Annotated in this window: 18 protein-coding genes; 6 read left to right on the plus strand and 12 right to left on the minus strand. The window is 67.1% G+C overall.

Going from position 1 to position 19,972, the window contains the following annotated elements; all coding sequences use genetic code 11:
- Nucleotides 1-3: 3 nt before the first annotated feature.
- The 9 genes from G361_RS0131040 to G361_RS0131075 all read right to left on the minus strand — a co-directional run bounded on the left by G361_RS0131040 (nucleotide 4) and on the right by G361_RS0131075 (nucleotide 6,323).
- Nucleotides 4-348 carry an MmcQ/YjbR family DNA-binding protein gene (locus G361_RS0131040; protein ID WP_019931036.1) on the minus strand — a complete coding sequence of 115 codons (345 nt, stop codon included), beginning with the start codon at nucleotides 346-348 and terminating at the stop codon, nucleotides 4-6.
- A gap of 30 nt (nucleotides 349-378) precedes the next feature.
- Entirely contained in the window at nucleotides 379-876 is a 498-nt protein-coding gene (locus G361_RS0131045; protein WP_019931037.1) for a carboxymuconolactone decarboxylase family protein, read from the minus strand.
- The gene (locus G361_RS0131050) at nucleotides 873-1,952 is read right to left on the minus strand and encodes a dihydrodipicolinate reductase (protein ID WP_019931038.1); all 1,080 of its coding nucleotides are present in this window, start codon (nucleotides 1,950-1,952) and stop codon (nucleotides 873-875) included. Before G361_RS0131050 ends, G361_RS0131045 begins: the two co-directional genes overlap by 4 nt.
- A gap of 58 nt (nucleotides 1,953-2,010) precedes the next feature.
- Nucleotides 2,011-2,937: an acyl-CoA thioesterase II gene (locus G361_RS0131055; protein WP_019931039.1), complete on the minus strand. Its 927-nt coding sequence runs from the start codon at nucleotides 2,935-2,937 to the stop codon at nucleotides 2,011-2,013.
- Nucleotides 2,934-3,518: a VOC family protein gene (locus G361_RS0131060; protein ID WP_036496095.1), complete on the minus strand. Its 585-nt coding sequence runs from the start codon at nucleotides 3,516-3,518 to the stop codon at nucleotides 2,934-2,936. The genes G361_RS0131055 and G361_RS0131060 overlap by 4 nt, the downstream gene beginning before the upstream one ends.
- A 228-nt stretch (nucleotides 3,519-3,746) precedes the next feature.
- Nucleotides 3,747-3,983 carry a hypothetical protein gene (locus G361_RS0131065; RefSeq protein WP_019931041.1) on the minus strand — a complete coding sequence of 79 codons (237 nt, stop codon included), beginning with the start codon at nucleotides 3,981-3,983 and terminating at the stop codon, nucleotides 3,747-3,749.
- Complete coding sequence (locus G361_RS48710) at nucleotides 3,970-4,293, minus strand: ADP-ribosyltransferase (protein ID WP_081635648.1); 324 nt, start codon at nucleotides 4,291-4,293, stop codon at nucleotides 3,970-3,972. The genes G361_RS0131065 and G361_RS48710 overlap by 14 nt, the downstream gene beginning before the upstream one ends.
- Complete coding sequence (locus G361_RS0131070; RefSeq protein ID WP_019931042.1) at nucleotides 4,290-4,559, minus strand: ADP-ribosyltransferase; 270 nt, start codon at nucleotides 4,557-4,559, stop codon at nucleotides 4,290-4,292. The genes G361_RS48710 and G361_RS0131070 overlap by 4 nt, the downstream gene beginning before the upstream one ends.
- Nucleotides 4,560-4,919: 360 nt before the next feature.
- Nucleotides 4,920-6,323, minus strand: a complete 1,404-nt coding sequence (locus tag G361_RS0131075; protein ID WP_019925568.1) for an IS1380 family transposase — start codon at nucleotides 6,321-6,323, stop codon at nucleotides 4,920-4,922.
- Between the two features lie 271 nt (nucleotides 6,324-6,594).
- Here G361_RS0131075 and G361_RS45530 point away from each other — a divergent pair, with 271 nt between their 5' ends.
- From G361_RS45530 to G361_RS0131095, 4 genes are all read left to right on the plus strand, one after another.
- Nucleotides 6,595-7,542, plus strand: coding sequence for an LLM class flavin-dependent oxidoreductase (locus G361_RS45530; protein ID WP_196814664.1), 948 nt, complete (start codon nucleotides 6,595-6,597; stop codon nucleotides 7,540-7,542).
- Between the two features lie 11 nt (nucleotides 7,543-7,553).
- Nucleotides 7,554-8,852, plus strand: a complete 1,299-nt coding sequence (locus G361_RS0131085; RefSeq protein ID WP_019931044.1) for an NtaA/DmoA family FMN-dependent monooxygenase — start codon at nucleotides 7,554-7,556, stop codon at nucleotides 8,850-8,852.
- Between the two features lie 117 nt (nucleotides 8,853-8,969).
- Nucleotides 8,970-11,018, plus strand: a complete 2,049-nt coding sequence (locus G361_RS0131090) for a hypothetical protein (RefSeq protein WP_026343720.1) — start codon at nucleotides 8,970-8,972, stop codon at nucleotides 11,016-11,018.
- Nucleotides 11,019-11,106: 88 nt separating this feature from the next.
- Nucleotides 11,107-12,357: a CaiB/BaiF CoA-transferase family protein gene (locus G361_RS0131095; RefSeq protein WP_019931046.1), complete on the plus strand. Its 1,251-nt coding sequence runs from the start codon at nucleotides 11,107-11,109 to the stop codon at nucleotides 12,355-12,357.
- Nucleotides 12,358-12,427: 70 nt separating this feature from the next.
- Here the strand turns inward: G361_RS0131095 and G361_RS0131100 are convergent, their stop codons facing one another.
- On the minus strand, nucleotides 12,428-15,022 hold the full coding sequence (locus G361_RS0131100) for an ATP-dependent Clp protease ATP-binding subunit (protein ID WP_019931047.1): 2,595 nt from the start codon (nucleotides 15,020-15,022) through the stop codon (nucleotides 12,428-12,430).
- A gap of 258 nt (nucleotides 15,023-15,280) precedes the next feature.
- Between G361_RS0131100 and ctaD the strand changes: the two genes are divergently transcribed.
- A complete protein-coding gene (gene ctaD / locus G361_RS0131105; protein ID WP_081635650.1) occupies nucleotides 15,281-17,050 on the plus strand; it encodes a cytochrome c oxidase subunit I in 1,770 nt (589 codons plus the stop codon).
- A 39-nt stretch (nucleotides 17,051-17,089) separates the two neighbouring features.
- Here ctaD and G361_RS0131110 read toward each other — a convergent pair whose 3' ends face one another.
- On the minus strand, nucleotides 17,090-18,049 hold the full coding sequence (locus G361_RS0131110; RefSeq protein ID WP_231387139.1) for a Fic family protein: 960 nt from the start codon (nucleotides 18,047-18,049) through the stop codon (nucleotides 17,090-17,092).
- Between the two features lie 371 nt (nucleotides 18,050-18,420).
- Nucleotides 18,421-19,167, minus strand: coding sequence for an SDR family NAD(P)-dependent oxidoreductase (locus tag G361_RS0131115; protein ID WP_019931050.1), 747 nt, complete (start codon nucleotides 19,165-19,167; stop codon nucleotides 18,421-18,423).
- Nucleotides 19,168-19,306: 139 nt separating this feature from the next.
- Here G361_RS0131115 and G361_RS0131120 point away from each other — a divergent pair, with 139 nt between their 5' ends.
- Complete coding sequence (locus G361_RS0131120; protein ID WP_019931051.1) at nucleotides 19,307-19,960, plus strand: class II aldolase/adducin family protein; 654 nt, start codon at nucleotides 19,307-19,309, stop codon at nucleotides 19,958-19,960.
- Nucleotides 19,961-19,972 lie beyond the last annotated feature (12 nt).

Here is a 19,972-nt window from a genome sequence, read left to right on the forward strand (position 1 = left end):
CCCTCACTCCCCCTCCCCCTCCTCGACCAGCGGCCGCGGCGCCGCCTGCCGCCACGAATCCAGCACGATATCGCGCAACTCGCCCCGATCCTCCAACGCCGCCAACCGAACCCGAACCCACGCATTCCACGCCTCGTGCGCCGCGATCCAGAACTTCTCCGGCTCGGCCACCACCAACTCGTCCCGATCGACGATCGGACACCGTACCGCCATCGACGTCTCCCCCTCCGGCAACGTCAGGAACAACTTCCCCGCCACCCGGAACACCGGCATCCCCCACGCGAACTCCTCCACCGTCTCCGGCAACTCCGACACCAACCGCCGGACATCGTCCCCGCTCAGGCTCATACCTGGATCCTGCCAGGAGGGACCGACAGACTACGAGCTCCGGGATTGCAGATGGCTGGGCAGCACACAGACCGCGTCCAGCCCGAAGACCCGGTTGAGCCGGCCGAACCCGAGCCACGAGCCCAGGCACATGGTGAGCTCCACCGCCTCCCGCTGCGAGTAGTCCGCCAGGAACCGGTCCCAGAATTCGTCATTGATGCCGTGATGGTCCAGCGCGTACCGCTCGGCGTACTCGGCGGCCAGCCGGGTCCGGTCGTCGAAGAGATCCGTTGTGCGCCAATCGCTCACCGCCTCGGCGAATTCCGGCTCGACCTTCACCCCGTCCCGCTCGGTCCGCCAGTCCTGGCAGAACAGGCACCCGTTGATCTGCGCGATCCGCAGCCGGGCGGCCTCGAACTCGCGCAGCCCCAGTGTGCTGTGCGTGTACACCGCCATCGCGAATTTCCCTGCGGCGGGCCCGATTCCGGGGACCATCTCACCCCAGACGTATTCGATCGGATCGCGGCCCTCCGGCACATCGATGATCATGTCGTGCTCCTTCCGAACAGCCCCGCCGGTGGTCGCACCGGAACGTCCAGGGCGTCGTAGAGGCCGGGCTCGGCCTCGACCAGCCAGTCGATCGCCCCCACGAGACGTCCCACCGCCGTGGCGTTTCCGCCTGCCGACCGGTTGCCGTCCTCGTCGGTGGCGGTCACGGTCACCTCGATGCGCGGTCGCCCCTCGATGATCACCCGATGCGCGCCGTCACCGTCCGGCGGCGAGGGCCAGTCCGGCGCGCACGCCGGATCGATCCGGGTGACGTGCTCGATCACCAGCCGAGGCACCCCGCCGATGATCCCCTGCACCTCGAACCGCACGGCTCCCTGTGTGCCGGAAACGAATTCGCCCATCCGCGCGGTGACGACGGTGCGCTCCAACGCACGTCGCTCCAACGTCTCCCGGATCCCGTCCAGCGGCGCCCCCAGCGCGCGGGCCAGCAGCCGAATCTGCCCGCCCCACACCATGGTCGGCACTCCCGCCGCCAGCATCGGCGGCTCGTACGTCAGCGGCTGCCCCATCCCGACCAGATACCGCACGGAATCCGGCTGATCGTAGGTGGTGTAGTCGAAGATCTCCTGGCAGCGAACGATATCGATCGCCCCGCCCAGCCCGCTCATCAGCAGCGGCAGCACATCGTTACCCCACCCCGGATCCACCCCCGACACGAACAACGACCCACCCCCGGCCGCGATCGCCGCCAGCACCCGCTCGCGATCCGCCTCCGGAGCGCTGCGCTGATCGTAGAAGGCGTACAAGGCCGGCGTCACGACCACGACCCCCGCCCGGATCGCCGCGATCACATCGTCCAACGCCGCATCGGGCCGGATATCGCCGGAGGCCGCGTACACCACCGCGACAGGTTCCGACCGCAGCACCGCCTCGACATCATCGGTCGCGGCCACACCCAATTCGATTCCGGCACCGGACAATTCACCTGCATCACGGCCGACCTTGGCCGGATCGTGGACGAGGACGGCGGCCAGCGACAACGCCGGATGCGCCGCCACCGCCCGGATGGCGGCCCGGCCGACATTGCCGGTGCCCCAGACGACCGTGGGGATCATCTGCCGAATGTAGCAAGCGCTTGGTAGAGCATCGGCGGGAACGACGAAACCGTTCCGGTCAGCGAGACACCGGCCGCACGAGCACCTCCTGCGCCGTAGTGGCCACGAGATGCCCCGCGAGATCGTGCAGGGTCCCGTGCACGAGCGCCCGATGCCCCGACACGGCCCCGATCCGCTGCGTGTACCGATGCCACTCGTCGAACCGCACGGCCCGGTGCACCCAGATCGAGTGATCCAGACTCAGCCCCACGAACCCCCGATGATCCACTTGCTCGGGATGATTCCGGAAAGCCATGTCCAGCAACAGATAATCACTGGCGTAAGCGAGCATCGCGATATGCGCCGCCGGCCGATCCCCGATCTCGCGCGGCAACCGCATCCAGTGCTCCCGCTCATCCGAATCCCGCCCCGGCACAACGAATGTGGGCGCCTCCCCGATCCGCATCTCCACCGGCGGCGGCAACTCGATCCACTTCCGCGCGGTCGGCCGCATCTCCTCCGGCGCGAAGTCCACCCACTGTTGCAGCAACGGCAACTCCTCCGGCCGGACTCCCCCCGAAGACCCCTGGAACAGTTCGGGTTCCGCCGGATTCGTATGGAAAGACACGATCGCGGTGAGTATCTCGCGCCCCGATTGCCGCACGGTCACCTGCCGAGTCGACATCGACCGACCGTCCCGAGTGCGCTCGACCGAGATGTCCAGCGGCACATCCGAATCCCCACTCCGCACGAAATACGCATGCAGAGAGTGCGGCAGCTGACCGTCGACGGTGGCCGCCGCCGCGAGCATCGCCTGCGCCAGCAACTGCCCACCGAACGCCCGCCCGAACCGGCTCCGCTCGTTCCGAACCCGAAACTCGTTCTCCCCCATCACTTCCAGCCGCAACGCCCCCTCCAGATCGTCCAGCGAGTCCAGCATGGCCCGCTCCAGAGCGACACCCGACCCCCGCAACGGCTCCGCCGGTTCGAGACGAGTCGCGGTCATGCCTGCTCCGGAACCCGATAGCCGTCACGGGTCAGCAACCGCACCGGATCGCTACCGTCCCACCCCGCACAGGTCTCGGATATCGCCCGCACCTGCCCGAGAAATTTCGGCGTGCTCTCCACGATCTCGGTATAGAAGCCGAACTCCGCCGCGGTATCCACATAGGCCACCCGGAAGCTCCCCGCCAGACTCTCGGCAACCACCGGATACCCGAGCCCCCGCAACCCGGCCACCTTACCGTCGTAATCGCTTGTCACAGTAGCGATCTGATGAAACGCGGAAGTCCCGCCCCGACTCCACTCGAGAAAAATACTCGGCGTCTCGCAATGCTGCTGAATCAACTCGATCTGCACCGGCCCCGCCTGCGCCACCGCCACCTGCAACCGAACCACCCGCTCCTCGTCCCCGTACACGGCCCGCTGCTCCACCACCGGCAACACATGAAACGGCCCCACCCCGAACGCCGCCACCCACCGCCGCGCCGCCGCAACCACATGCCCGAGCTGAAAGAACCGGAACTCCCCCTCCGGCCACGACTGCTCGAACAACGGCGGAACCGGCACATCCGGCTCGAAACCCATGACGGACCTCACTGTCTACGAACACCGGTGATCGGAATCACCTACCGGTAACGTACCCGACCGCGAAAGGCGCGGATTCCGGCCCGAAGAAGACCCATCGCGGAGCGACGTAGCGAGGCGAACCATGGCCCGATCCGGCGTACAACGACGAGCCTGTGCACAGGTATAGCCCCCGCACCCGACACCGGGCGAATCACACCGTCGGCAGGGACCCGTCCTCGGCTCCGATCAGCGCCGCCGGGGTGAGTCGACCACGAGCGGCGACAGGTCGGTCTGCAGGGATGACAGCGGCGTGCGGAAGGGGCCGCTTCCAGCGGCGGGCGGAGTCCTGCCTTCGTCCCGGTACGCCTGGATCTCTTTCGGCGAGGGACGGCTTGCCATTCCGGATTCCTGGTCGTCGAGCCGACGCAGAGCAGTCAGCTTCTCCGCGCGGCTCAGCTTGTCGAACTCGTCAATCGACAACATATCCTCGTAGCCTCCACACCCGTCTGGCCTGGTCGAATGATACCCCCAAGATGCGAAGGCGACGAGCATCGATCACGAGCAACTCGCGTTCCGCAGGGAACTCGGCAAGCTCACCGACCGCGAGCGCCTGCGTGCCGGCGGGTACCACCAGATCCAGGATCGCTGGATTGCCGCGAGACGGGTTGCGTGGTGGGTCGACCGACATGCTGGTGGACAAGAACCCTGGTTCGACAATGTCCTTACCGACCATTGCCCGAGCACCGGCCTCCCCGGTGATGCCGTACACATTGCCATCGATCTCGCGGGTCACACGACTGTGTCAGGCACAGAATATTTGGTGAGCGCCGATCGGATGCGGTCGATCGACCGCTGGATCAACGGGGTCGCCTCTCGCTGACCACGCAGAGCGCCGTTGATGCGGTCCGGAGACAACAGGTAGGTATCCAACGCATCACGCTCGCCTTCGGCCAATCTGGACAGGTCGTGGCGAATATTTGCGATCGGGATGCGGTCGAAATCGTCCTCGCCGCCATCCCAGAGGTTGTCCCGGCCATCCCCGACATTCCCCACCACCACACGGCCCCCACCCCGACAAACCGACATGTGTAACGGCCTACGCCCCGCCGGAACTGTACATGCCCAATTGCGCACTGCGGCATCGCCCACCTCATCGCGATCGACCGCACGGATGGCGACTCCGTCTCGAACCATCAGGGAATCAATGCGATTCGGTTGCCCGCAACGGCCACAACGGGGTTGTCGGCGACAGCATATACCGATCACCTCCGGCGTTAAGCCTGAATCCACTGACGGGGGTTTCGTGCTGGTCCGCGCGCCTGCGGCGCGCGGACCAGCGGGTTTCGGGCGTGGAGTAGCCGCTGGCCTGGCCAGCTTTTCCACGTGAGTCCTCGGTTCGGGCCCGTCGGGCGGGGATGGTCAGATGCTGTCGGGTTGTGGTGGTGTGTAACCGATTGTGTTGTGCCACAACGTGAGCCATGCGTCCGCCCAGGGCCAGCAGCGGGGCAGGTGCAGGATGGGACGCCGTTGAGGGCGAGCGAGCCGGGCGGGGATGGTGATGATTTTGCGGCGCAGGGTCGATCCGCGGGCCCGGCCGAGTCGGCCACCGGCCAGTATTCCGGCGGTGCGCAGCAGGTTGTGGGCGATCGCGGCGCACAGGACCCAGGCGAAGTTGGCGCCGAATTTCCCGGACGGAATGTGAGCCAGTGGCCCGTCGATCAGGTCGGCGAACACGGTTTCGATGATGGCGTGTTTGCGGTGGGTGATGTCGGCATCGGCGACGGGCTCGGTGGAGTTGGTGAAGAACGGGTGATACCGCCAGACCGGGAACAGGGCATCGGGGTATCGGGCGTCTTTCACCCGGCGCACGATCAGCCTCGCGGTGGTCCGGTCTTTCGTGGAAGCGAAAGCGGTATAAGAGATTTCGGCGACCTCGGCGTCGGAGATCCACTCACCGGTATCGGGATCACGCACGGCACCGGGATACCGCACCGGAGTCCATTGGTCTTCGCCGATCGCGGTGATCGCGGCGTTGACCGCCGAATTCTTGGTCAGTACCAGCGAGAACTGTGCCCCGGCGCGCAACGCGGCGCACACGACTTTGCGGGTGCCGTATGCGGAGTCCCCACGCACCAGCACGATGCCGGTGGCGCGGGCGGCACGAGCGGTGCCGATCGCGGCGGTAACCATCGATGCGGCACCTTTGCCCGAGCCGGTCTTACCTGCGCGTAGCCGTATCCCGGCGATCACCGGTGCCGCCAGGTCGGTGCTGATCGTGGTTGCCAGGGGTGAAAGTCCTTTGCGGAGAACCTTTTTCCCAGCAATCTTCGTGTGCCCGTACGACGCGCCCTGCTTCTGGTGGCCATAGACCGGGCGCAGCAGCGAATCGATATCGACGAAGGTCCGCACAGCCGCACCGGGCAACAGATCCGCGCGCGCGGTCAAGGCCAGCAGATGCTCGCGCATCACCGACTCCAACTGCTTGGCGTGACCGAATGTGAACTCCCGCAACAGAGTCCCGACCGTCGAGGGCGCATACACGCCACTGAACAGCGTCTTGCACCCGCCGCTGCGCAGCAGACCGATATCGTCGATGCTGTCCGCACCCGCACACATCCCGGCGATCAACGTGGCCAGTTTCGGTGCCGGGTTCACCGACCCGGACTTGACTCGTGGCGCGTCGATGGCAATTTTCTCGGTCAACAGCCTGGTCAGACCCGTCTGCTCGGCCAGGGTCATCACCGGAACCAACCCCGCCACCGACACGAGGCCATCATCATCGAACCTCGCCGAGGACTCGGCGAACCTGTGGAACAATCGCACTGAAAGTGTCTTTCGGAACTTGTCTTGGTTGTTGTGTGGTAACTCCAATCATCCCAGGTCAGAAGGCACTTTCTTCATTTCGACACACCCAAATACACCGAATTCATCGGTGGATTCAGGTTAAGCCCCGCTTAACGACTCCGTTAAAACTCCTGAGGAGAGCAAACATTGTCGCGTCCTCGTGGCGCCGATAACTTCGGTGCCTGTCCGGAATACGCTCCGGCCCCGCTGGGCCCGGTCCGCCGGCATCGTCGACCGAAGCGAGATTGATGTGACACTTGTTCTCGGAGTGCAGATTCCGGACGAACAGCTGGTCCGTGCGGCCGGTACGGGATTCGATCGGATTCCCGAGCTGCTCGATCGGGCCGGGGTGGGTTACGTGGTGCTGGGTGGCGATCGGGCCGCGCCACTCACCCGATCGCTGAATCCGGCGCTGCTGGGTGTGGTGTTCGCGCGGCGCACGCAGGGACTCGGCATCGTCACGGCGGCCGCCGCGCAGCGCGACCATCCGTACAACCTGGCGCGGCGCGTGGCGTCGCTGGATCACATCTCGGGTGGTCGGGCCGGATGGCTGGCCTTGCGGGCCGATCAGGGCATCGCACTCGGCGCCACGGAACAGGGCAGTTGGGCAGCCGCGGACGCACCGGCGGGGCCCGCGCTACCGGCCGAGGCTGTCGCCGCGGCCCGCGCGCTCTGGCGGACCTGGCCGATCGAATCGCTCACCACCGCCGACCCGGCGAGCCGGCCGGCCGAGGCCGAGGTCCGATATGCCGATCACACCGGCGTTTTCGCGACCATCGGACCACTGAACGTGCCGACGACACCGCAGGGTGAGCCGATCGTGCTGTGGGACTACCGCCCCGGCGACGGGGACCATGCCGCGGCAGCCGATGTCGCCTTGGTGGCGCACGATGATCGCGCCGCGGCAGCCGAATTGCCGCCAACAGTGGCCGTCCATCTGCGCGCCGACGGCCGGGATCCCGAATTGCCCGCACGCCTGCGTGATTGGGCACGCGAGCCGGAACCCGTTGCAGGCGTGCTGATTCGACTCGACCTCGGCGACATCCCCACCTTCCTGGACAACACCGCCCCCGTGCTGGCCGACCAAGGTGTGCTCCGATTGCGTTCCAGCGCAACCACTCTGCGCGATCACCTCGGCATCACCCGCCGAACCGAACCCGATCCGTTGCACCTGCGCCCCGTCTACGTCTCTGCCTGAAGGAGTTCGGCGTGAGCCGCGACCATGTGATCCTCAACATCAACGTCCTGGACCTGGGCATCAGCCCCGTCGCCTGGCAACTGTCCGGGCTGCCGAAGACGGCGACGACCACCGGCGACTATTTCGCCGAGATCGGCCGCATCGCCGAACGAGGCACCCTCGACGCGTTCTTCCTCGCCGACAATCCCGCGATCCGGGAGGACCCGCTGGTGCGGCCCGGTGGCCGGGCCCTGGAACCCACGACGATCCTCGCCACCGTGGCCGCCGCGACCAGCCATCTCGGCCTGATCGGCACCCTGTCCACGACCTTCAACGATCCCGTCGAGCTGGCCGAGCGCTTCCTGTCCCTCGACCACCTCAGCGGCGGCCGCGCCGCCTGGAATGCGGTGACCACCTACAACCCCGCGGCCGGCGGCAATTTCGGACTCACCGCGAACCCCGATCGCGCGACCCGATACCGCCGCGCCGACAGCTTCGTGGACCTCGTCCTCGCGTTGTGGCGCGCGGCGATCGACGGCCACGACATCGCCCACCGCGACGAATTCTTCGACGCCCGTGGCCTTTTGCCGCTGGACGGCTCACCGCAGGGCCATCCGCTGATCGTGCAGGCCGGCGGCTCGCCGCAGGGCCGGGATCTGGCCGGCCGCACCGCGAATGCCGTGTTCACCGCCGAATGGACGCTGCCCGCCGGGCTGGAACACTACGAACAGGTGAAACAGGTTGCCGCCCGGCACGGCCGGCCGCGCAGCGATGTCGCGATCCTGCCCGGCCTGATCACCGTCATCGGCAGCACCGAAGCGGAGGCCGCCGAAAGGTACCGCACCGCAAGGGAACTCCAGGGCCTCGACCAGGAACTGGCCATCCTCGGCACCCAACTGGCGCGCGATCTGCACACCTACCCCGTCGACGCCCCCTTCCCGCAGGAGGTGCTCGCCGACCTCGACGACCCGAACGCCTTCACCGCCTCGCTCGGCTTCCGCGAATCCTTGGTCCGCGCGATCGGCGACCGCCTCGCCGACAATCCCGGATACACCCTGCGCGACGCCGTACTCGAATTCGGCGCGGGCGGCCACCGCCGCATCATCGGCACGCCCGAGCAGGTGGCGGACACGATCGAGCAGTGGTTCCGGGCCGGCGCCGCGGACGGATTCAACCTCATGCCGGACGCATTCCCGTCCGGCCTGGAGATCTTCGTCGACGAGGTCGTACCGATCCTGCGCCGCCGCGGCCTGTTCCGGCACGAATACGCCGAGGTCACCCTGCGCGAACGCTTCGGGATCAGCGCGGCACGAGCGCGCGACGCGGCCTGACCGTCCCGCAGTGCGGTCCCGGACGCACGTTCGCTGCCGGAGCACCCCCACCGCGGCTCGCCCGGCGAACCTGCGCTTCCGCCGGGAGGCCCACCCGCACGCCTACGCTGTGCCCTCGTGTCGGTGGGTCGGATCGGCAGCCGGATCGCGGTGGCGGGGCTCACGGGAGCGCTCGTCCTGACCGCGGGATGCGGGGTGCGAACAGATCGCCCGGAGTCTCGGTTCGCGGTCCGAGAAGGGTTGAATCTCAACTACTTCCTGCGCGACGGTGTGACAGCCGGACATCTGGTGCTGCGATCGGGCCTCGATCCGCGGCTGCTCGTGGCGTTTCCGGCGGGCAACAGCGGGACCGGCGTATGGTTCGACCGACTGCCGAGCCCCGCCGAGTGGGTGCTCGACGAGGCACCGAAAAGTCACCGGGACAACGACTCTCACGGCAGACCCCGGCACGGCATGGCATTCGTGGCATCGATCACGGCCGCGGAACTACACCCGCGAGAAGGGGTCCTGTCCAGCGTCCGCGTATTGCGCGACTACGAACAGGATGCCCGCCTACCCGCCGGAGTTGCCGCGGCACCGTCGATTTCGGACGACTCGATCACCTGGGAGCGCGATCGTCTCGACGGAGCACCGGGCTACCGGCTCGATATGCGAGTACTCGACGGACGGGTGTCCCGCGCAGGAGTGATCACCGCCGGAACGGACGGCCGCATCAAGGTGCGCGTCGAGGCGTCGAGCGGCGAACCACCCCTGTCGTCGCTGGCGGGCGAACTGTTGAACGGCCGGGAACGCAAGCTGGACAGTGCGATCGACACGCTCGGCTTCCTCGGCTACCGGGAGAAGTTCCTGGCCGGCTCCTGGCGATTCGACACGTATTTCGGCCGGGACACCTTGATCTCGCTGAAGCTGTTGTCGCCGGTGCTGACCGGCGACGCGATCGAGGCCGGATTGCGGTCGGTGCTCACCCGGCTGGCCCCGGACGGCACCGTCGCCCACGAGGAGAGCATCGGCGAATACGCGATCCTCGCTCACCGTGAGCAGACCGGAACACTTACCGACGCACCGATTTTCGACTACAGCATGGTGGACGAGAGCTACCTGCTGGCCCCCACGCTCGCCGCATACCTCCTCGACGAGCCCGCCGCCGCCAACCGTGCCGCGGCATTCCTGCGATCGACTGCCGGGACCCCCGAGGGCACCGCACCCTCGATCGGCGCCGCCCTGGTACGCAACCTGCGGCTCGCCGTCACCAGCGCCGAACCGTTCGCGAACCGGCCCGGACGCGAGACGCTGATCGCCCTGCAACCCGGCCGCGATGCCGGTGAATGGCGGGACAGCACAACAGGTTTGGGCGGCGGCCGGTACCCCTACGACGTCGACGTCGTCCTGGTCCCCGCGGCACTGGAGGCGACCGCCCACCTGCTCGCCAGCGGCCTGCTCGATCCGTATCTGACACAGGACGATCGAGCCCTGCTGACCCACGCGGCCGGCGACGCGACGGTCTGGCGTGCCGAAGCGCCGAAACTGTTCACGGTCACGATCGACCCGGAGCGCGCCCGCGCCGCACTCACCACCTACGCCGAGCACATCGGCGTACCCGTGCCCGACGCGACCGCGGCGCTCGGCCCGGACCCGATCTCGTTCCCGGCCCTCGCGCTCACCGCGGACGGCGCCCCGATACCCGTACTGCATTCCGACGCGGTACTCGACCTGCTCTACGGCACACCACCGCCCGCGAACCTGGACGCCGAAGTGACGACGATGATCCGGCCGTTCCCCCTGGGCTTGATGACCGGTGTCGGACCGGTCGTGGCCGATCCGGTGTTCGCGACACCCGAACTCCGGGACCGGTTCACCGCTCATCACTATCACGGCACCGTCGTATGGTCCTGGGTGCAGGCGGCTTTCGCGGCCGGGCTGGACCGGCAGTTGCACCGTCCGGATCTACCGAACCCGGTACGCGAACACCTCGAGGCCGCCCGCCGGACCCTCTGGCAGTCGATCGACGCGGTCCGCGATATGCAGAATTCCGAACTCTGGAGCTGGCGCTACGCCGAAAACCGTTACCAGCCGGTCCCGTTCGGCGCTCACGCCGACGACATCACGGAATCCGATGCGGCCCAACTGTGGAGCACCGCCTACCTCGCGCTGACCCCGCCGTCGTGACCTGTCACGGAACGGCTCGGATTCCGGCAGCGCCTGACCATCGGCACGCACAACGGCTCCGGCGCGGTCGGCAACTAGGGTGTCACCCGTGACCGAGAGCCAGCACGCCACCGCATCCCAGTCCGATTCCACCGCATTGCCGCTGGCAGGCGTGCGGGTACTGGAGCTCGGCAACTACATCGCCGCCCCCACCGCCGGCCGCATCCTCGGCGATTTCGGGGCCGAGGTGATCAAGGTGGAGCGGCCGAAAACCGGGGACGAGTTGCGGAATTGGCGGCTCTACGGCGGCGACACCTCGATGCTGTACCGGACGGTCAACCGCAACAAGAAGTCGATCGTGCTGGATCTGCGGACGGACGCCGGGCGCAAGGTCGTGCTGGATCTGGTCCGGCGCTGCGATGTGCTGCTCGAGAACTTCCGGCCGGGGATGCTGGAGAAGTGGGGGCTCGGGCCGGAGGTGCTCGGCGCCGCGAATCCGGAGCTCGTGATCACCCGGATCTCCGCGTACGGGCAGACCGGGCCGCTGGCGCAGCGGGCCGGGTTCGCGGCGGTGGCGGAGGCGGTCGGCGGATTGCGGGAACTGGTCGGCGATCCCGATCGGCCGCCGGTGCGGGTCGGGGTGTCGATCGGGGATTCGATCGCCGGAATCTACGCCGCGTTCGGCACCGTGATGGCGTTGTTCCAGCGCGGACGCACCGAGGCGCCGATTCCGTTGCCGCAGCGCATCATCGACGTCGCGCTCAACGAATCCATTCTCTCCGTGATGGAGTCGCTGGTGCCGGACTATCTCGCCTACGGGATCCGGCGCGAGCGGGTGGGTGGACGGATGGAGGGTATCGCGCCGAGCAATGCCTATCCGTGCAGCGACGGGCTCAGCGTGATCATCGGCGGCAACGGCGATGCCATCTTCCAGCGCTACATGCAGGTGATCGAACGGCCGGATCTGGCCGCGGATCCGGAGCTGGCCGACAACGCGGGGCGGTGGCGCAACCGCGAACGGCTCGACGCGGCCATCGCCGAGTGGACCCGCCTGCACACCCGCGACGAGGCGCTGCGCGTCCTGGAGGCGGCGAGCATCCCCTGCGGTCCGATCTACACCGCCGCGGATATCGTCGAGGACGAGCAGTACAAGGCGCGCAACATGATTCAGAACTTCACCGTGGATGTGGGTGCGGCGGAACCGAAGTCGGTCGGGTTCCCGGGCATCGTCCCGGTGATCGGTGCGCAGTCGCTGCCGATCCGCAACGTCGGGCCCGACCTCGGCGAGCACACCGACGAGGTGCTGTCGCAGCTGCTGGGCATGTCCGACACCGAGATCGACGCGCTCGGCACGAACTGAGCGAGGCCGGCGCGGGGATCGGCGGGCCCCCGACGAGCCCGCCGATCCCCGCGCCGGCCTCGCCGGTACCTCAGCGTTCCGCCGCCGGGGTACCCGCCCGCGCCTTCTCGGAATCCTTCGCGGCGGTGTCCGGCTTGCCGCGTCCGCCGGCAGTGTCCGGCTTATCCCGCGCGCCGAGCCCGTCGCCGCGGCCCCGGCCGGGCACCGCGGCCACCGATTGCTGCCGTCCGCTCTTCGGTGACACCGCGCTGACCAGCAGCCCGGAATCGTCGGCATCCACCCGCAGGGTGTCACCGTCGCCGATCTCGCCGCCGAGCACCAGCCGCGAAACCCGGTTCTCCAGTTCCTTCTGCACGGTGCGCTTCAACGGTCGCGCGCCGAATTCGGGCTGATATCCGTTGTCCGCCAGCCAGTCCCGGGCCTGATCGGTGACGTCCATCCCGATGTCCTGCGCGTGCAGCCGTCGCCGCGGCCCGTCGAGCACCAGGTCCACGATGTGGCGCAACTCGTCGCGATCGAGCCGATGGAACACGATGGTCTCGTCGATACGGTTGAGGAATTCGGGCCGGAAGTGGCCGCGCAGCCGGTCCATCAGCTTCGGCATCAGCGCGTCCAGATTGCCCGCGGGCGCGTTCAGGATCATGTCCGAGCCGATATTGCTGGTCATGATGACGATGGTGTTCTTGAAATCGACGGTGCGGCCCTTCGCATCGGTGACCCGGCCATCGTCGAGCAGCTGCAGCAGCACGTTGAACACGTCCGGATGCGCCTTCTCCACCTCGTCGAACAGGATCACCGAATACGGCCGGCGGCGAACCCGATCGGTGAGCTGCGCGGCATCGTCGTAACCGATGTATCCGGGCGGGGCGCCGACGAGCCGCGACACCGTGTGCTTCTCCTGGAATTCGCTCATGTCGAACCGGATCATCCGATCCTCGTCACCGAATACGGCCTCCGCCAAGGCTTTCGCGAGTTCGGTCTTGCCGACGCCGGTGGGCCCGAGGAACAGGAACGAGCCGATCGGCCGGTTCGGATCCTTCATCCCGGAGCGAGCGCGCCGCACCGCCTCGGCGACGGCCACGATCGCCTCGTCCTGCCCGATCACCCTGCGGTGCAACACATCTTCCAGCCGAAGCAGCCGTTCCCGTTCCTCCACTGTGAGTTCCGCGACCGGGATACCGGTCTGCCGCGAGATCACCTCTGCCACATCCTCGACCGTCACCGTCGGCGATGCCGAATTCTCGATGTGGTCGACCCGATCCTCGGCAGCGACGATCTCGGCCTTCAATGTGTCCGCGTGCGTGTAGTCCTCGTCGGCGACCGCCGCGTCCTTCTCCCGCCGCAGCCGGGCCAGCTCCTCCTCGGCCTCGCGCAGATCGGGTTCGGGCATCCGGGTGCGCAGCCGCACCCGCGCGCCGGCCTGGTCGACCAGATCGATCGCCTTGTCGGGCATGAACCTGTCGGTGATGTAGCGGTCGGACAGTTCGGCCGCGGCGATCAACGCCTCGTCCTCGTAACGGACCTGATGATGTTCCTCGTAGACGTCGACCAGCCCGCGCAGGATCTCGATGGTGTCGGGCACCGACGGCTCCGACACCATCACCGGCTGGAAACGGCGTTCCAGTGCGGCGTCCTTCTCGATGTACTTGCGGTACTCGTCGATGGTGGTGGCGCCGATGGCGTGCAGCTCGCCACGGGCCAGGGCGGGCTTGAGCAAATTACCGGCATCCATCGAGCCCTCGCCGCCGGATCCGGCGCCGACGATGGTGTGCAACTCGTCGATGAAGATCACCAGCTCGTCGGAGTGCTCCCGCACCTCGTCCAGGACCTTGGTGAGCCGCTCCTCGAACTCGCCGCGATATTTGCTGCCCGCGACCAGCGAGCCGACGTCGAGGGCGACGACGCGCCGGTCGGCGAGCGTACTCGGCACATCCCCGTTGACGATGCGCTGCGCGAGTCCCTCGACGATCGCGGTCTTGCCGACGCCCGGATCGCCGATCAGCACCGGATTGTTCTTGCGTCGCCGGGAGAGGATCTCCACGGTCTGCTCGATCTCCTGGGCGCGCCCGACCACGGGGTCGACCTTGCCCGCGCGGGCCTCGGCGGTCAGATCGCGGCCGTATTCGTCGAGGGTGGGTGTGTCGCTGGGCCGCCGATTGCCTTCGGCCACCGGCAGTTTCGCGCCGCCGAGCGCCTGCGCGGCCGGGCTCTCCGGATTGTCGGCGATGCCGACCAGCAGATGTTCCGGGCCGATGTAGCTGCTGCCCGCCTCGGCGGCGGTGCGCTGCGCGTTGCGGAGGGCCAGTTTGGCCGCCGGGCTCAGGACCACGCCGCCGCCGGTCGTGGTGGCGGTGGCCTGCCCGCTGCCGGCCGCGCCGCGCATCTGCGCGCCGATCTTGTCGGGATCGAGATCGAGCCGGGAGATGACGCTGCGCGAGGGCTGGACCTGCGCGGCCGCATAGAGCAGATGTTCGGGGGTGATCTCCGCGTTGCCCCACTCCTCGGCCGCGTCGCGGGCCTTGGCGACGACCGTCTTGGCGTTGTCGCTGAGCAGCCGGCCGACGTCGATGCGCTGCACCGGGGGCTGCGCGGAGGATCCCGGCCCGAAGAACCGGTTGAAGATCTCGTCGATCGATCCGAAGGATCCGGGCCATGCTGCGGTCATGTCCACCTCGTCAGGTCGTCGGCGTCGCGGGCCGTGGGCCCTGCCCGGCCCGGCACGCGGAAAATCTGCCGGCACGACGGGAAGGTATGGCGAATCTCCAGCTATCGCCAACACCGTACTCTCGACCCGCATCCCCCGCCCGGGGTCGTGATCCAACTGCGACCCGGGCCAATCGGCGGCGACCTCGCGGCCCGCGGCATTCCGACCACTTGATCTTCCTCCGGTGCCACACTCGAAAGTCGTTGGACACGAACCACAATGCGGCGAACCGGGAGCGGATCCGTGACCACAGCACCACCGCAGGGGCCGGCACTCGAATCCACCAGACCGTATCCACCCCGGGGCAGGCCGAAGGGCGCCTACATCTGGGATGTGGTCACCACCACCGATCCGAAGCTGCTCGGGGTGATGTACATCGTCACCTCGATCGCGTTCTTCCTGATCGGCGGGCTGATGGCCCTGCTGATGCGCACCGAGCTGGCCCGCCCCGGCCTGCAGTTCCTCTCCCCGGAGCAGTTCAACCAGCTGTTCACCATGCACGGCACGATCATGCTGCTGTTCTATGCCACCCCGATCGTGTTCGGCTTCGCCAATTGCATTCTGCCGCTGCAGATCGGCGCCCCCGATGTGGCGTTCCCGCGGCTGAACGCGTTCAGCTACTGGCTGTACCTGTTCGGCGCGACGATCGCGACGGCGGGCTTCATCTCCCCCGGTGGCGCAGCCGATTTCGGCTGGACGGCCTACACCCCGCTCAGTGAGGCCGTGCACTCCCCCGGAGTCGGCGGCGATCTGTGGATCATGGGCGTCGTGGTGTCCGGCGTCGGCACCATCCTGGGCGGCGTCAACATGCTCACCACCGTGGTGTGCCTGCGCTGTCCCGGTATGACGATGTTCCGGATGCCGATCTTCACCTGGAACATCGCCGTCACCAGTGTGCTTGTGCTGCTGGCCTTCCCGATCCTCACCGCGGCGCTGATGGCCCTGGCCGTCGATCGGCACCTGGGTGGTCACATCTACGATCCGGCCACCGGCGGCACGATCCTGTTCCAGCACCTCTTCTGGTATTTCGGCCATCCCGAGGTGTACATCGTCGCGCTGCCGTTCTTCGGCATCATCACCGAGATCCTCCCGGTGTTCAGCCGCAAACCGCTGTTCGGTTACACCACACTGGTGTACGCGACCCTCGCCATCGCGGCGCTGTCGATCGCGGTCTGGGCCCACCACATGTACGCGACGGGATCGGTTCTGCTGCCGTACTTCTCGTTCATGACGTTCCTGATCGCGGTACCCACCGGCGTGAAGTTCTTCAACTGGATCGGCACGATGTGGCGCGGCACCCTGACCTTCGAGACACCCATGCTCTGGTCACTGGGCTTCATCGTGACCTTCCTCTTCGGCGGCCTGTCCGGCGTCATCCTCGCCAGCCCGCCGCTGGACTTCCACGTCTCCGACAGCTATTTCGTGGTCGCCCACTTCCACTACGTGCTGTTCGGCACCATCGTCTTCGCCACCTTCGGCGGAATCTATTTCTGGTTCCCCAAGATGACGGGCCGCTATCTCGACGAGCGGATGGGCCGCATCCACTTCTGGACCACCTTCATCGGCTTCCACACCACCTTCCTGGTCCAGCACTGGCTGGGCGCCGAGGGCATGCCCCGCCGCTACGCCGACTACCTCCCCACCGACGGATTCACCACGCTCAACACGATTTCCACGATCGGCTCCTTCATCCTCGGCCTGTCGATGATCACCTTCGTCTGGAACGTCTTCAAGAGCTACCGCTACGGCGAGATGGCCACCGCCGACGACCCCTGGGGCTACGGCAACTCCCTCGAATGGGCCACCACCAGCCCCCCACCCCGCCACAACTTCCACGAACTCCCCCGAATCCGCTCCGAACGCCCCGCTTTCGAACTCCACTACCCACACATGGTCGACCGGATGCGTGCCGAGGCGCACGCGGGCTGGGGTTCACCACCCGTGCAATCCGACCCCCCGACAGTTCTGGCAGAAGATCATGAGTCCTGACAGGTCGGGTCGGCGATTTCGCACCCCGGTCCGCATCACTCACTTCGGCCGATGCTTCGTTTTCCGATACTCCTCGACCGCCTTACGAGAACTGCGCCAGATTCCGTCCCCACCCTGAACAGCATCCAGCCGGCCGCGCTGCGCGGCTTGACGCAACGCAGCAAGCGAAAATTCGGTGTCGGCGAGTGAGGGCAACGGAACAAGTCGGGCCGGGCCCGCAACATTCGGCACGATGAAGCGAACGAGATTGTCGTACATCGCCCGTGCGATCAATTCGCCCAGCGCACCGAAATCGGCGACGTCGGCCCTCTGCAGTGCAGACAAATAAGCGTTGCGTTGCCGTTTGAATATCACGACCGGTGGATATCCGAGGCGAACGAGCGAGAGGTTCAGCACGAGACGACCCGTTCGGCCGTTGCCGTCGAGAAACGGATGGATGCACTCGAACCGGTTGTGTAACCGTGCCAATTCTTCGGGTAACGGCGAAGACAACGTGGCACCGGATTCGATCAGACTGCCCAATCGGCAAACATCCTCGGTCCATTGCTGCATCTGTTCCGGCACCAACGGCCAGCTCGGCGGTTTCATACCTGCCGAAAACGGATGGATATCGTGCTCCCTGAAGCTGCCGGGCCGTTCCCGATCGGTTGCCTCGGGATGTGCTGCGACATCCCACACCGGAGTCATGGCCATGTGGTGAATCCGCCGAACCTCGGTGATGGTGAGCAGATGGCCGTCGTGCCACTCATCCGGTTCCAACGCTTGGCGATACACCCACTTCGCGGCGTCGGCATAACCTTGCACCTCGTTGTACTCCGCAAGCGGCTTCGCTCCGACAGCGCGTCCTTCGTCCAACAGCGCCTGGACCTCGCGCAAGACGAGGGTGTTACCTTCGAGAGCAGTCGAATGGTGGGCTTCGAGATGCCAGATGTCATCCCAGATCGACTGCGCCTCTTTCGGATTCGGCAGCCCACCGAAACGCTCGTTCAGCTCGGACAAGGCGTGATCGAGTCGGCGGTACACCGTCGCCCTGGTCGGCCGTCCCCTACCCGTCAAGCTCCCTCCCGGATGTCGACATCAGCCGGCGCGAGCAAGTTACCCGCGATCAAGTTTGATACGTTCATTTGAGTCTTGGACAAGGTTATCAAACCGGCTTTTAACAGGCCGAACTATGAAGGTTTGATAAGTTCCATTGCCTGGCGTAGAGGTATATCAAACCTGACGACCAGAGGCAAATCGATCGGTGACCGAAGCCCCCGAGGCTGCAGTGGAACGAGCACTGTCCATCTTCGGATCAGAGCGACTCGGGCATGCCGCCGAGTCATACCCGACCGTTGACGGCAAAGCCGTTGGTTCACTATCGCTTTCGCTCAGCCGCGGCCGAGCAGGGTTCCACCGTTGATCTGGAGGATCTGGCCGGTGGTCCATCCGGCCTCCGCCGAGACGAGATGAGCTGTGCCAGCGGCGATTTCGTCCGGTGTGCCCGCACGTCCGGCCGGAATCTGCGCGACGCGGTCCGCTTCGAGTTCCGGGGTGAGGCGATCGGCCCAGAATTCGGTGTCGGGGACGAAGCCGGGGGCGACGACGTTCACGGTGATGCCCTCGGGGGCGAGTTGTTGCGCCAGGCCCAGGGACCAGCCGTGCAGCGCCGCCTTCGCGGCCCCGTAGGCGCCCGCGCCACGGAGCGCGGCGATCGAACTGATCGAGACGATCCGACCGCCGGGGCGGGTGAAATGCGGGAGCAGTGCTTCGGTCACCAGCACCGCGGTGACGACGTTCAAGCGGTAGCTCTCCAGATAGGCGTCCGCGACCGCCGCCAGATCGCCTTGCCCCGCTGCCGGATTGCCGCCGGCGTTGTTCACCAGAACATCGATCCCCTTGCCGGCGGCCGTGATTCGAACGGCAAGCGCTCGGACCTGCTCGGGCACGGTGAGATCGGCGACCGCGATGGTGACACGATCGGCGCCGAGGCCGGAATTGATCTCTGCCGCAGTCGCTTCCAGCACCGTGGCGCGGCGGCCGACGATGACGACCTCGTCCCCGTCGGTTGCCAGACGGCGCGCCACCGCCTTGCCGATACCGGTGCCGCCACCGGTGACCACCGCGAGTCGTGTCATCGTCGCTCCCATCTCTGCCGATCGTGAACCGACCGAACCTACGTCACGGCACTGCGGCGTGGCGACGGTAAAACTCGCCGGTATCGCAACGCCGAGGTCGCCGAACGGCTCCCGCGCCGGGCCGACGTAGGCTCACCGCATGGCGAGTATCGCGGCGGCCGAACGGGCCGAGGTGGCGGCGACCTGCCGGGCCCTGGCCGCGGCGGGATTGCTGATCGGGACCGCCGGCAATGTGAGTGTGCGAGCCGGGGACCTGATCGCGGTGACCGCCACCGGAACGGTGCTCGCCGAGCTGACCGCGGACGAGGTCACCGTGGTCGACCCGGACGGGACCGTGGTGTCCGGCCGATTGGCGCCCACCTCGGAATTGGCGCTGCACCTGGGGATCTACCGCGAATTCCCGGTCGGCGCGGTGGTGCACACCCATGCACCGCGATCCACCGCGGTGGGCCTGGTGTGCGACGAACTCCCGGTGATCCACTACCAGCAGCTACCGCTGGGCGGAGCGACCCCGGTGGTCCCGTTCTTCCCGTTCGGAACTCCGGAACTGGCTGCGGCCGTGCGTGATGCACTGACCGGCCGGCAGGCGGCACTCCTGGCGAACCACGGCGCGGTCAGCATCGGCGCCACCCTGCGCCGAGCGGTCGAGCACACCGAACTCCTGGAATGGGCCTGCGGGATCTACCTCGACGCCCACACGATCGGCACGCCGCGTGCGTTGTCGGCCGAACAACAGGACGCCGTCCGCGCGGTGATCGCGCGAACCGGCTACGGCACAACGAAGTCCGTCTAGAACGTCCGCCAC

This window comes from Nocardia sp. BMG111209, from assembly GCF_000381925.1.
In the GTDB taxonomy this organism is placed as follows: Bacteria; Actinomycetota; Actinomycetes; order Mycobacteriales; family Mycobacteriaceae; genus Nocardia.

Bases quoted from the DNA above. Each gene is read 5' to 3' on its own strand.
- G361_RS0131115 (WP_019931050.1), bottom strand. From the start codon at position 19,167: ATGACACGACTCGCGGTGGTCACCGGTGGCGGCACCGGTATCGGCAAG.
- G361_RS0131040 (WP_019931036.1), bottom strand. From the start codon at position 348: ATGAGCCTGAGCGGGGACGATGTCCGGCGGTTGGTGTCGGAGTTGCCG.
- ctaD (WP_081635650.1), top strand. From the start codon at position 15,281: ATGCGGCGAACCGGGAGCGGATCCGTGACCACAGCACCACCGCAGGGG.
- G361_RS0131100 (WP_019931047.1), bottom strand. From the start codon at position 15,022: ATGACCGCAGCATGGCCCGGATCCTTCGGATCGATCGACGAGATCTTC.
- G361_RS0131120 (WP_019931051.1), top strand. From the start codon at position 19,307: ATGGCGAGTATCGCGGCGGCCGAACGGGCCGAGGTGGCGGCGACCTGC.
- G361_RS0131050 (WP_019931038.1), bottom strand. From the start codon at position 1,952: ATGATCCCCACGGTCGTCTGGGGCACCGGCAATGTCGGCCGGGCCGCC.
- G361_RS0131055 (WP_019931039.1), bottom strand. From the start codon at position 2,937: ATGACCGCGACTCGTCTCGAACCGGCGGAGCCGTTGCGGGGGTCGGGT.
- G361_RS0131045 (WP_019931037.1), bottom strand. From the start codon at position 876: ATGATCATCGATGTGCCGGAGGGCCGCGATCCGATCGAATACGTCTGG.
- G361_RS0131065 (WP_019931041.1), bottom strand. From the start codon at position 3,983: ATGTTGTCGATTGACGAGTTCGACAAGCTGAGCCGCGCGGAGAAGCTG.
- G361_RS0131060 (WP_036496095.1), bottom strand. From the start codon at position 3,518: ATGGGTTTCGAGCCGGATGTGCCGGTTCCGCCGTTGTTCGAGCAGTCG.